Here is a 12,669-nt window from a genome sequence, read left to right as displayed (position 1 = left end):
CGGAATGGTCTGGTATCTGTACGTCATCCTTGGGTATCTCATTGTCCTAACGGTGCTCAACTTCTATCGGGCAGGAAGGGTGAAGACGCAGGAGGACATGATGGTGGCGGGGCGGAGCCTGAACACCACCAAAATGGTCTTCACCCTCGTCTGCACCTGGATCGGCTCAGGCACGTTCATTGCCGGCGCCGAGTATGCCTACAAAGCAGGGTGGAGCTCCCTTTGGCTCCCCGCAGGGGCCTGGGTCGGAATCGCCATCATCTACTTTTTGGCCGGCAAGATTCGCACCTTTGGCCAGTACACGGTGGGCGATATTCTCGAGGAGCGCTATGGCAAGTTTGCGCGACTCTTTGGGGCGATTGCGCTGATCATTGCCTTTACCACGATCGTCTCCTACCAGTTTAGGGCGGGCGGCTATATCCTGAACGTAGTGACCGATGGCAGGGTGAGTGTGGAGGTGGGACAGGCCCTCGCCGCGGGTTTTGTAATCCTCTTCGTCGGCCTTGGGGGAATGGTTGCCGTGGCGCATACAGACCTGCCCAACGGGATTATCATCGTTGTGGCCTGCTGCGTGGCCACGCCGTTTACGGTGGCGGCCGCAGGGGGGTGGTCCAGTGCGGCCCAGACCCTCCCACCAGGCCACATGGCAGTTTTTTCCCCGGACTTTGGGCAATATCCGGCGCTGAAGGCAATCAGCTACTGTCTAGCCACGATGCTCCTTCTGCTGGGGGTTCAGAGCATGTACCAAAAGTTCTACAGCGCAGGGAGCGCGCGGGAGGCGCGCAAGGCGGTCATCTTCTGGATTCTCGGCACCATCGTGGTAGAGACCGTCGTGGTAGTAATCGCCATCTATGGGGCGACTTACTTCTGGGGCAAGAACATCGATCCGGCGTCGGTAGTGTTGCAGGCAGCGAGACACATGGTGCCGGCGCCGGTGGGGTTGCTGCTGCTGGCTGCTGCGTGCGCAGTGGTCATCTCCACAGGCATGAACTACCTCCTCTCGCCCACGACGAGCATTATGCGCGACATCTACCAGCGCTTTGTCAACCCGCATGCGCCCCAGGCGCGCATGGTGGCGCTGCAAAAGACATTCATCGTCATCTTGGGCCTATGCGCTTTTCTGATGATCTTCGTCCCCACGGTATTGCATTTACCCATCTCTGTGTTGAAGTACTCGTACTTTGCCTACACCATGTACGGAGTTGCCATCACCCCCGCACTGGTTGCTGCGCTGGCCTGGCGGCGCGCAAACAAAGCGGGTGGCGTCGCTTCCATCGTTGCTGGCGCGGTCGTTGCCTTGGCTCTGGAGGTGGTGGTGCCATACGCCTTCCCATCTGTACTTCGAGGAGGTGACCCTTGGGGGATTCCCAGCATCTATCCGGCATTTCTTGCTTCGCTGCTGGGCCTGATAGTGGGGAGCCTACTTACCCCTCCCCCGAGCGAGGAAAGCCTTGCTAAGCTTTTCCCGAAGCAAAAGTAAGCCGGCTCCAGGCACGATGCAGAAAGGACTTTGCAGGAGTTTGTAGTCATGGTGAGCAAGAAGCGCCTTGTGCTTTGCACAGTGTTGGGGGGCGTCTTTGGGGTTGTTTGTTGGGGTATGCTGAGCACCAAATACCCATTGCTCAGCACGGGACTGGGTCTCGGTGTAATCTTGAGTAGAACAGCCATGGGGTGGGCCTTAGGAGGCAGCGGGTTGCGGATACCATGGTGGCTGCATGCCCTAGTCATGGGGCTCATTTTCAGCCTTCCTCTGGCTGTTCCTTTCTTAGATGCCCCGGCACTGGGCGCGGGAACCGCCTTCGCCTTTGTGGTGATGGGCATCGTGTACGCGCTGCTCATCGAGGCGATTGCCACGTTCATTTTCAAGGTGGGGCCACAGGCGGGGCCTTGAAAGGGCACAAGAGTACTGATGGATTGGCTCGGGTGGAGAATCCGGCTCGCGTGGGCCTGAGCTTGTGGAGGAGGAGAAAAGCCGAGCCTGAGCGAGTGACTGTGATTAGAGTTAGTCAGAGGCATGATGCCGCCGTGAGGAGCGTGTGGTGAAACCTGCGATCATTGTACATGGAGGTGCATGGGACATCCCCGATGAGGAGGTGAAGGCGCATCGGGAGGGATGTCGCAAGGCTGTTGCGGCCGGTTGGGAAGTGCTGGATGAAGGGGGGAGCGCCCTGGATGCGGTGCAGGCCGCGGTAACGGTCATGGAAAATGACCCCACCTTTGATGCCGGATATGGCGCGACCCTCAATGCCGCAGGCGAGGTGGAGTTAGATGCCATGCTCATGGACGGTGCGACGTTGCGGGCGGGGGCAGTGGCCGCCGTCCGTTTTGTCCGTAACCCCATAGTCCTTGCCCGTGCCGTCATGGAGCAGGGCTCCCATGCTATGCTCGTGGGGGAAGGTGCCTGGCAGTTCGCCGCCCGCCAGGGCATCGCCCTCTGCGCGCCTGAGGAGCTGGTGGTGGAGCGGGAACTGCAACGTTACCGAAGCTTGCGTCGCCAAAGGCACCAACCTACCAGAAGCTTCTTCGAACGTCCACCTCGAGGCACAGTCGGGGCAGTGGCCATCGATTGGCACGGCCACGTGGCCGCCGCGACCTCGACGGGTGGCACCCCTCTCAAGGCCCCGGGAAGGGTAGGAGATTCTGCTCTCATAGGCTGCGGTACCTACGCCGACGACGCCACAGGAGCAGTCTCGGCTAGTGGCTGGGGCGAGACGATCATGCGCGTGGTGTTGGCCAAGACCATCTGCGACCTGATGGGCGCCGGCTTCGATAGCCGGGAGGCCGTGCGCGAGGGTATTGCCATTCTGGGCAGGAAGGTGCAGGGCCTGGGCGGCGCCATCGCCATCAACTCCCGCGGACAAGTGGGGTGGGGGTTTAATACCCCCAGGATGGCCTATGCCTACATGATCCATGGCGGCGAAATCGTAACCGGCATCTGACCGCAACCTCGTCCCTGCAGCAACTGGATGTGCCCTCTGGAGGAACCGATGCGCAACCTAATCGCCGTGCTGCTTTCTTTTCTCGTAGTTGGACGTGTAGGAGCAGGAGACCGCACCTTCGACTTTCGTGCCCTGGTGAATGATGTCTCAGCGTACAAGAACTTCTTCGACTCGGGTGCAAGCGGGGGGCACACCCTGCAGGTTATCTCCATCAATCAGATCAAACTCAAATGGTGGTTTCAGGTCGAGTTCACCGCAGATTTCAACCGTCACCTCAATCCCGGCCATGTGAGCGATTACTACCTTGAGGCAGGTGTCCTGAAGTATGTGTTGCGCAGGTTGGCCGTGAATTACCAGCGAGTACATGGCACCCTCGTGGGCAAGCCCATCAACCAAATCGGGGTGCGTTACAGCTTCTGAACCGCTTTTTCGTCTAGGCTACCGAGGATCGCCGGAGACCGAGCAGCGTTCTAAGAGTGCTCGGGCTCGCGCCAACCTCTTGCCTGCCCTGCGACGGATTCCCTCATCTAATGGGAGGTTGAGCATGGCCTGGGCGTGGAGACGTGCCATCCCCTCTTCGCCCAGTGCAGTGTAGGCTTCGGCGAGTTTGAGGCGACAGACGATTTCGTTGTAATGGTTGTTTTCCGACTCCTGGAGCAACGACGCGAGCAATTGTTCGTACCAGTGCACAGCGTTGCGGTAGTCCCTCTTTCTGTAATAGGCCTCTGCCAACGGCCAGAGGAAGAAACGGCTTTGCGGAGCCAGTGCGAGCCCTTCATGGGCGCAGGCCAGAGCACCATCCAGGTGGCCGGCGTCCATCAGTATCCAGGCAAGGTCACTGAGACCAGTGAGGCGTGAGTAGCGTCCCCTTTCAATAGCCGTGCGGACTAAGCGAATCCCTTCTTCGCGCTCTTCGGGGACGAACGGGAGCCAACTGAGGTAGCGCAGCAGCTTCCCGCGCCAGTACTTGTAACTGCCTATACCCAGGTAGGCGTCGGCGAGCGAGGAGTCCAGGCGCACGGCCGTTTCAAGATCCCGGAGGCATGATTGTCCGTCCTGCCAGGCTGCCAGATACCTCCCCTCCCGCGCTGCGTGGAAGGCCCGATAGCCATAAGCGGCGCCTCGGAAGAAGTGGGACCAGGCGTCCATAGGGTTGCTGCCAATGCGTTGCGACGCCAAACGGATGGTCTTGAGGGTCAGTCCCGCGAAGGCGGTGCGTCCTTCGTCTGTCTCATAGTCTAACATGCGGCTGTGCAAGAGCGCTGCCTGGAAGAATGGGCCTGCCGGGTCGGTTGGGAAGGCTGTCGCCAGCGAGTCGAAGCAGGCCTGGGCCTGCTGGTAGTGGTGGATGACCGTGAAGGCGATACCCCGCCGCACCAGCGCGTTAGTATGCGAGGTGTCCAAAGGGGATGAGCGGGCCCATGCGGCGGAAATGCATAGCATCGCACCCAGCGCCAGGGTCCACAAGGCCCGCGATGAGTCCCTCACAAACTCACGCGCGCCAGGATTAAGGCGCGCAGCGGTGGATTCCTCTTTTTCGCTCTTCATCTTTGATTCGTCGCGCGCGAAGCAGCTTTCAGCAAAAAGGCCCACTGTGCGGTGGGCCTTAAGGGTTTCTGCCAAATAGCTGGCCGATGGCTATTCGAGGATAAAGTCCCTGGGATTTGTCGGCTTTCCGTCCACTATCACTTCATAATGCACGTGGGGACCTGTAGCTTGTCCGGTGTCCCCCAAAAGACCAATGACGTCCCAGCGGAAAACGCGCTGCCCTTCCACGACCAAGGTTTTGGACAGGTGCGCGTAGCGTGTCTGCTTGCCGTAGCCGTGATCGATTACAACCTCCTTCCCATAGCCACTGTTGGGCCGGTAGACGTTAATGACAGAGACCACTACCCCGTCGGCAGTAGCGTAGACAGGTTCGCCGCGGTGGGCAGCGAAGTCCATCCCTTCATGCATCCCCCATCGTCCGGTAAAGGGGTGGCGTCGCATGCCAAACACGTCAGTGACGCGATAGTTTTCCACTGGCGCGATCGACGGGGTGTGATTGTAAAGGTCTTGCTTGCTCTGCCACTTGGCTTCAATCTGTTCGCGGCTGGTCTTAAGGAGCTGCATTCGGCGCTCCAGCTCATCCAGCAGCTCTTTCGAAGCCTCAGCTGTGGCCAAGGGTGTATCCTTCGAGGGCGTGAGGTACTCAAGTCCGGTGGCAAATCCTCCCACACCCGCAGCCCTTACACCACGGCCCAGAGTGTCTAGGTCGACGAACAGGCGCATTTCGTTGTCGGTTTTTTCCAGCTCGACAATCTTGGATTGAATTCGGTCGATCTGCTCCCCCATCTCGGCCAGTTTGATGTTGAGGGCCATGTTAGCGCTGGCAAGACTCCTGAGCCGCGCGTCGTGGAAAAAGTCGGTGAACACCGCCAACACACCCGCCACCAACAGCCCCATCAGAGCAACAGCAGAAACCCCCAGGAGCACTGCGTGTCTCCATCCGAGGTTGATCTCCTTCACCTCCGATCCCCCGAGGGAGAAGAAGATCAACTTGATCGATTTTCCGCGCATCTGTGCTTCCTTCGGTCTCCTGTCACTTCCTCTGCCCGGACGGGGCTCTTGGCGCGCTCCGCCAGGCGTTTCCTATGGGTGAGAGCACGTTTCTGAAGCAAGGGTGCGTGGCAATTTAATAAAGAAATGCTCATTTGTCAAGAAAAAAATTTCGGCTCTGTAAAATTTTTGGTCTGTTTCTCAGTTTGTGTCATGGCCAGTGATCGCTACCGGCAAGCGGCTCACCCCAGGTAGGAGCGCAGCCCCCGCCCTTTTGCCAGGCGCCTGAGGCGGCGGAGCGCCTTCTCCTTGATCTGTCGGACACGTTCGCGCGTCAGGCCCAGTCTGGCTCCGATCTCCTCCAAGGTCAGTGCCCTCTCCTGGTCAAAGCCGTAGTAGAGGCGGATGACCTCGGCCTCGCGCGGCGAAAGGGCGTTGAGGGCCGCCTGGATTTCTTCGCGCAGAGACTGGGCCATGAGAGGCGAATCGGGTGCGGGGATATCGTGGCTCGCTATGACGTCTTCAAGAGAGCCTTCCTCGTCGGGGAAGAATGGAGCCGTGAGCGAGACGTGCGGGGCACCCAATTGGAGCACGTCGGTGACGTCCAACGGGTTGAGCTCCAGGACGCCGGCCACTTCCTGAGCCGTGGGCTCACGTTCAAACTGCTGTTCCAGCAAAGAAAAAGTCTTCCCAATGCGCATGAGGGCACCTACCCGATTCAGGGGGAGCCGAACAATGCGAGACTGCTCAGCCAGGGCCTGGAGGATGGATTGTCGTATCCACCACACCGCGTAAGAAATGAACTTGAAACCCCTGGTCTCGTCAAAACGAGTGGCCGCCTTGATGAGCCCCAGGTTGCCTTCATTGATGAGATCGCCGAGTGAAAGGCCTTGGTTCTGGAATTGCTTGGCCACGGACACGACAAAACGCAGGTTGGCTCTTGTGAGTCGTTCCAACGCAGCCGAGTCTCCCTCCCGTGCCCTTCGGGCAAGCTCCACCTCTTCGTTGGGAGAAAGGAGCGGCTCTTGTCCGATCTCACGAAGATAGCGTTCCAGCGAATGGGCCTCTCCGCCCATTCGCAGTTTTCGAGGAGAAGGCATTCTGGCCGTCCATTAGCCTTTCATTGCAGCCCAACATAAATATAGACAATCTGCGGTAGTCTGTCAATCGAATTCGCTCCCTGGGGGCGCGCTCCCTCAACAGAGGCGAAAAAGTCAAAAAAGTGCTTGCTTTTTTCGCGAAAATGATTATCTTAGGGCAGTGATAAACGAGCGTGGGAGTTCGTATGCGTGCTGCAGTAGTCCTTGCCTTAGCGTCGATTGTCCTTGCTGGGGTGCTCTTTGGAGGCGCGGTCATTTCCCGCTTCGAGGCGGAGCCCGGTCTCAACAAGGTCACACTTCGGTGGACTACCGCAGTGGAGTCCAATCTGAAGGGCTTTGAGGTAGAACGGGGCTTTGACGGCAAGACCTTCCAGTTTGTCGCCCTGGTAGAGGCAGCGGGCAATTCTTCTGCGCCCCGGGACTATGTTTACGAGGACCGGACGGTGTTCAAGTCCACGGGTCACGTTTTCTACTATCGTCTGAAGCTCGTCGACTTTGACGGGAGCTTTGTCTACTACGACAAAGTCGTCTCAGTGACCCCGCAGATCTCCAATGTACGGCACACGTGGGGGAGCATAAAGGCTATGTTTCGGTAAGAATTGTCGCTTTGCAGAGAATGAGCCCGCTGTGATCAGTGGGCTTTTTTGTTTTCGGGCAGGATTTTTCCCCTCCGCCAATCCCCAACGTATCTCTATTGCTCCTGTGGCGGAAGGGCAGTTCGGTCCATTTCCTGAGCGGCCTGGAGCTGGCGCATCGCCTCCATCTTCCCGGTCAGATGGAGGAAGTCGGTGTTGGCTCGCTCCAGGGCGCTGCGGGCGTTGTTGAGGTGCGTGTTCAGCAGTCGTAGGCTCTCGCCTAACCGGCCAGCATCCTGCCGCAGCCCTTCAATGGCCTGCAAGATGCGTCGCGCTGTATCCTCGATTCGTTGTCCCTCCAGCCCCATGAGCACCACGCGCAAGAAAAAGTAGAAGCTATTGGGAGAGACTACCACGACGTGTCGATCCTGGGCATGAGCGAGTAGCCCATGTTCGCCCGCGATGATCTCGTAGTAGACTGCCTCTGAGGGCACGTACATGAGGGCAAAATCCACTGTTCCCTCGGCGGGCACGATGTACTTTTCGGCGATGCTTTCGATGTGGCGCTTGATGGTGCGCACGAAGGCGCGCAGGTACGTGGCCCTTTCCTCCTCGCTGCGCGCGGCGCGGATCTGGCGATAGTCCTCCAGGGGAAACTTCGCATCGATAGGAATGAGCCCTTTGTCGCTGACGATAACCGCGTCCACCACCTGGCCGTTGGCAAAGCGGTGCTGCAGGCGAAAGCACGTCCTGGGCAGCACTTGCTCCAGCAGGTCGCGCAGGACCTGCTCACCGATGTTTCCTCGCAGCTTGGGGGAGCGGAAGAAATCCTGGAACTCGCGCATCTGACGGCCGATCTCTTGCATCTGTCCTAGTTCGTGGTGCACCATGCTCAAGGCCTGTGCCGCCGCCTCGAGTCGCTCGGCGATGCTGCGCTGCGTCGCCTGCATCTGTTGCTGCATGAGGCTGGTGCTCCGTTCCAAGCTCCCGCGCATGTCCTGGAGCCACTGGGTAACGATGGCGAGCGCGGAGGCGTCCGGCTGGCGTTTTTCGAGCTCCCGCCAGCGCCGTTCCTGGCGCGCATTCACGACCCACAGCGCCCCGAGCACCAAAACTACGGCGCAGGCAAGGACAAGAAGGGAGACCGCAGACACGTGCTCACTCCGCAGCTGGGTGGTTGGTGGAAGTCGCCGGACAGATCTGGTTGTAGGCGCAGTAGGGGCACGCATTGTATTCGTCCGGCGTGGCGGCGTACTTCCGCAGGCGAATCCCTTGTGCTGCCTTCTTGATGTCCGCTTGGGCTCTAGCAAGGAGTTTCTCGCTCACGGCCGCGCGCCCCGTGACTCCACTTTCGACGTAGCGCAGTTCCACAAAGTCAGGTGCCCGCCCGTGGACCTGCAGATAGGCCAGGGCGTAGATGGAGAGTTGCCGGCTATCCCTGGCCTCCTTGTTGGCTTTCTCCTGGTCCGCTACCGCCGAGGACTTGAAATCGACCACGTAGACCGCGCCGTCCCTCACGTCCACTCGGTCCCAACGACCGGTGACGCGATCATTATCCAGGACGAAGCTGAACTCTTCCTCCACCAGTGCAGGGACCAGCCCGCTCTGTTCCTCTTGTGCAAAATAAAGCTCCAACGCCTTAAGGCCGGCCGCGAAGCGCTGTTCCTCGTGCTCCCGCGACAGGAAGCCCTCGCTACTCCAGGCGCGGCGAAAGGCCTCGTGCAGATGGTCGACGCTCACGTCCTGTCCTGCAAGCTTGCGGCGATGGTATTCCTCCAGCGCCTTGTGGATAGCATTGCCGTAGACGATGGTGTGGTGCGGCAGGAGGGGCACGCGCAGCACGTGGATGTACTTGTACTTGAGGGGACAGGTCAGGTAGTCGTCCACCTGCCGATGACTGATGGTGAGGATTTGGTGTGCGGGGATGGGCGCCGACAGATCCGGTGCCGCCTCTGCCGGTGGCGCATGGCGATGGATGACCTCCAGCGCAGAGGCGCGCTCGTAGCTTTCGTCGGCGCGCACGGTGTCCAGGGCCTCCAGCACGAAGCGGCTGACTTTCCGCGGTCGCTTTCCACCGTAGTCGCGACCGCTGGTCAGGTAGAGTTCCTCTTTGGCCCGCGTCATGCCCACAAAAAAGAGACGCCGCTCCTCTTGCAAGTGCGTGTCGCCAGGGGGCACGATGTCTTTGACCAACTCCGGTGGCAGGGAGAGCGCCTCCCCGCGGGCGCGAGAGGGAAAGTGATCCTCCACCAGGCTCACCATGAAGACAACGCGGAACTCTAGCCCCTTGGCCTTGTGCACCGTCAGCACGTTAACGGCATCGAGATCGGTGTCGGCCTGGGCCGTGGGCGGATCGTCGCCCGCCTCGATGAGCGCATCCAAATGGGCCACAAACTCCTGCACGCGGTCCTCGGTGGCCATGGCACAAAACTCGCGCACGATGTCAAAAAAGCGGGCGATGTTAAGGATTTGCACTTCCGCTTCCACGGTCTGCGCGCTAGTAAGGCGCTTCAATAGGCCACTCTCGGTCAGAAAGCGATAGAGGACTACACCGGCATTGTTGGTGCGCGCCACTTCCAAGAATTTGCGTGTGTTCTCGACGATTCGGGCCGCTGTGGCCTGTGCCTCCGCCGATACGACGAGGTCCGGGAGCTGCGGCAGCGCCTCAAAGACCTGGAACAGCGAGATGTTGCGCAACTTGGCATAAGCAGTGCACCGCGCAAGGTCAAGGGGCGGGAATTGGTAGACCTCCGATTGGGCAAGGTGGAAAAGGCTCACCGAGTCATCCGGATTGCTCAACGTGCGCAAAAAGTTGACCAGCAAGCGCACTTCCTCGCGGCTATAGAGGCCACGGCTTCCGCTAAACTGGAATGGGATGCCGCGCATGTTGAGCGAGCGCAAGAAGGGGTCGGCGTGGTTATTGGCCCGAACGAGGATGGCAAAGTCGCGGTAGCAGTAACCGCCGGCCTTCATTTTTTGCTCGATGATAGAAGCTACCGCGTCTGCCTCGCTGGACAAGGTGTCGAAGTGCCGGTGCATAACCGGTGCCCCATCGGTGCGCTGGGCCCGCAACTGTTTGCTGATGCTTCGCTGCACCTCTAGGCGTTCGGGATCGTTGTGCCGGATCAGCCGGTAGGCGGCATCCAGAATTTGCTGCGTGGAACGGTAGTTTTCAGTCAGAACCACCAGACGCGCCTGTGGATAGGACTTGAGAAAGTTGATCACGTTGCTGATCGCCGCACCGCGGAACTTGTAGATCGACTGATCGTCGTCCGCCACCACAGTGATGTTGCCGTTGGCACCCGCCAAAAGGCTCACCAGCACGAACTGGGCATAATTGGTGTCTTGAAACTCGTCCACCAGAATGTACCGGTAACGTTGGCGGAGGTCCTGCAGCACAGACGGATGTTCGCGGAGGAGCTTGAGCGCCAGAGCCACCTGATCGCCAAAGTCCACCATTCCCGCCTCGGCCAAAAGCCGTTGGTGGCAGGCATAGGTGCGCGCCAACTCCATCTGTCTGGCCGCGCGCTCCTGCAATTCCTTGTCCTCTGGGTGTTCCTCCGCCTCTTTGGCTAGGCGTTGCGCAAAGGCCAAGTACTCTTCCGGACTCACATCCTCGTCCTTGGCGCGGCTGAAGAGCGTGAGCAATGCGGAGATAAAACGAGTTGGGTTCCCCAGGGGCCGATAAAAGTCCAGGGGGTAGGCAAAGAGGTGCTGGCGGAAGAAGATGTTCTGCTCGGCCTCGGCCAGCACCTGAAAATCTGGAGTCAGGCCGAGCTCGAATGCGTACTGGCGCAGCAGATGGTCGCCAAAGGAATGAAAGGTGCCGATCCACACGTTGGCAAAACCGTAGGGTACCAGCACGTCCACCCGTTCTTCCATTTCGGCGGCGGCCTTGTCGGTGAAGGTGAGGGCCAGGATCTCTTCGGGCCGAGCCTTTTTGGTGGCAATGAGGTAAGCGATGCGGTGCGTAATGACGCGCGTCTTGCCGGTACCGGCGCCGGCCACGACCATCAGCGGCCCTTCGCCAAAGGTGACCGCTTCCCGCTGCTCAGGGTTGAGTCGATCCAGGATGGCCTCCTCACTCATGGTGCGCATTGCTTGGCTCCTTGTGACGACCTTCCTCCGTTGCGACGGTGTGCGCCTATCCGCCGATACGCTGGCGTTTGAGCAGATACTCCAACAACGCCCGGTCGTACGGCGCTGCGGTGTCTATCAGCACATAATCGATCTGATGCTCCCGACAGCCTCTTCGGTACGCGTCGACGAACTGCTCCACCAGGGTCCTGTATTCGCCCCGAATGTGCCACGGCTGGGTGCTGATGGTCTCGCCCGTCTCCATGTCTTTGAACTGCGCGTCCTGCCGGAAGCTGAAGCTGCGCTCCAGTGGATCGAGGACGTGGAAGACGATGACCTCGTGCTTGCGGTGGCGGAAGTGTTGCAGCCCCGCCAGCACGCTGCTCGGGTCGTCAAACAGGTCCGAAAAGATGACGATCAGCCCACGACGCTTGATGCGCTCGGCAAGTTCGTGAAAGGTGGCCGCGACGTTTGTTTTACTGCGACTGCGCGCACGGTCCAGCTCCCGCAGGATAACATGCAGGTAGCTGGACACCGAGCGCGGCGGCAGAAACGTACGAATCTTCTGGTCAAAGGTCACTAAGCCTACCGCATCCCGCTGCTGAAGCATCAGGTACGTGAGCGCAGCCGCAAGGTAGGAGGCATACTGGAGCTTGGTGAGCTCACCGGAGGTGAAGCCCATGGAACCAGAGGCATCCAGCAGCAGGTAGCACTTGAGGTTGGTCTCTTCCTCAAACTCTTTGACGTAGAAGCGGTCGGTGCGGCCGTAGACCTTCCAATCGATGTGCTTGATCTCGTCGCCGGGCATGTACTGCCGATACTCGGCAAACTCGACGCTGAAGCCGTGGTAAGGGCTTCGGTGCAAACCGGCGATAAAGCCCTCCACCACGAGCCTGGCGCGCAGGTCCATGGTGGCCAACTTGGAGACGACTTCCGGCTGCAGGAACCGGCGATAGTCTTGGGATGCCTTGGGCATGGCGGGTCATGCTTCAGTGCTGTCTAGGAGTCGGCGCACGATCTCCTCGGTGCCCACGCCGTCTGCTTCTGCATTGAAGTTGGTAACCAGCCGATGCCGGAGGACTGGCAGGGTCACTGCCCGCACATCGGCGATGTCGGGCGTGGGGCGGCCGTCCAAAATGGCTCGCGTCTTGGCGCCGAGGATGAGGTACTGCGAGGCGCGGGGGCCGGCACCCCAACTTATCCAGTCCCGAATGAACTTGGGTGCCCCGTCATGGTTTGGGCGCGTCTTCCGCACTAGCTCCACGGCGTAGCGAATCACCGCATCGGCCACTGGCACGCGCCGCACCAGGTCCTGGAGGGCCACAATCTCCGCCGCGTTCAATACCTTGCTTAGGTCAGCACTGTAGGCGCTGGTCGTTGACCGGACGATTTGTACTTCCTCGTCTGCAGCGGGATAATCCACCCAAAGACTGAACATGA

12 protein-coding genes are annotated in these 12,669 nt (G+C 59.7%); 5 read left to right on the top strand and 7 right to left on the bottom strand.

Translation table 11 applies throughout. The features are described 5' to 3' along the window. Positions 1-4: 4 nt before the first annotated feature. From ONB25_07480 to ONB25_07465, 4 genes are all read left to right on the top strand, one after another. Positions 5-1,480 carry a sodium:solute symporter family protein gene (locus tag ONB25_07480; GenBank protein ID MDZ7392715.1) on the top strand — a complete coding sequence of 492 codons (1,476 nt, stop codon included), beginning with the start codon at positions 5-7 and terminating at the stop codon, positions 1,478-1,480. Positions 1,481-1,528: 48 nt separating this feature from the next. After that, positions 1,529-1,891, top strand: a complete 363-nt coding sequence (locus ONB25_07475) for a hypothetical protein (protein MDZ7392714.1) — start codon at positions 1,529-1,531, stop codon at positions 1,889-1,891. A gap of 148 nt (positions 1,892-2,039) precedes the next feature. Next, entirely contained in the window at positions 2,040-2,939 is a 900-nt protein-coding gene (locus ONB25_07470; protein ID MDZ7392713.1) for an isoaspartyl peptidase/L-asparaginase, read from the top strand. 48 nt (positions 2,940-2,987) lie between these two features. Continuing rightward, entirely contained in the window at positions 2,988-3,359 is a 372-nt protein-coding gene (locus ONB25_07465) for a hypothetical protein (protein ID MDZ7392712.1), read from the top strand. Positions 3,360-3,377: 18 nt separating this feature from the next. On the opposite strand, the gene ONB25_07460 is transcribed toward ONB25_07465, so the two are convergent. The 3 genes from ONB25_07460 to ONB25_07450 all read right to left on the bottom strand — a co-directional run bounded on the left by ONB25_07460 (position 3,378) and on the right by ONB25_07450 (position 6,577). After that, positions 3,378-4,487 (bottom strand): hypothetical protein, encoded by a 1,110-nt coding sequence (locus ONB25_07460; GenBank protein MDZ7392711.1) that lies wholly within the window; start codon positions 4,485-4,487, stop codon positions 3,378-3,380. 90 nt (positions 4,488-4,577) lie between these two features. Continuing rightward, positions 4,578-5,498 (bottom strand): M23 family metallopeptidase, encoded by a 921-nt coding sequence (locus tag ONB25_07455; protein ID MDZ7392710.1) that lies wholly within the window; start codon positions 5,496-5,498, stop codon positions 4,578-4,580. A gap of 221 nt (positions 5,499-5,719) precedes the next feature. Beyond that, positions 5,720-6,577: an RNA polymerase sigma factor RpoD/SigA gene (locus ONB25_07450; GenBank protein ID MDZ7392709.1), complete on the bottom strand. Its 858-nt coding sequence runs from the start codon at positions 6,575-6,577 to the stop codon at positions 5,720-5,722. A gap of 185 nt (positions 6,578-6,762) precedes the next feature. On the opposite strand from ONB25_07450, the gene ONB25_07445 reads away from it, so the two are divergent. After that, positions 6,763-7,173, top strand: coding sequence for a hypothetical protein (locus ONB25_07445; protein ID MDZ7392708.1), 411 nt, complete (start codon positions 6,763-6,765; stop codon positions 7,171-7,173). Between the two features lie 95 nt (positions 7,174-7,268). On the opposite strand, the gene ONB25_07440 is transcribed toward ONB25_07445, so the two are convergent. From ONB25_07440 to ONB25_07425, 4 genes are all read right to left on the bottom strand, one after another. After that, entirely contained in the window at positions 7,269-8,306 is a 1,038-nt protein-coding gene (locus tag ONB25_07440) for a DNA recombination protein RmuC (protein MDZ7392707.1), read from the bottom strand. Positions 8,307-8,310: 4 nt separating this feature from the next. Beyond that, positions 8,311-11,250 (bottom strand): ATP-dependent helicase, encoded by a 2,940-nt coding sequence (locus ONB25_07435; protein ID MDZ7392706.1) that lies wholly within the window; start codon positions 11,248-11,250, stop codon positions 8,311-8,313. A gap of 46 nt (positions 11,251-11,296) precedes the next feature. Then, positions 11,297-12,205, bottom strand: a complete 909-nt coding sequence (locus ONB25_07430) for a DUF58 domain-containing protein (GenBank protein ID MDZ7392705.1) — start codon at positions 12,203-12,205, stop codon at positions 11,297-11,299. Positions 12,206-12,211: 6 nt separating this feature from the next. Next, a partial coding sequence (locus ONB25_07425; protein MDZ7392704.1) for a MoxR family ATPase occupies positions 12,212-12,669 on the bottom strand: 458 nt, incomplete at its 5' end.

The sequence above is a fragment of the candidate division KSB1 bacterium genome, from assembly GCA_034506335.1.
In the GTDB taxonomy this organism is placed as follows: Bacteria; Zhuqueibacterota; Zhuqueibacteria; order JANLFK01; family Oleimicrobiaceae; genus Oleimicrobium.
This window is presented reverse-complemented; position numbering and strand designations above follow the sequence as displayed.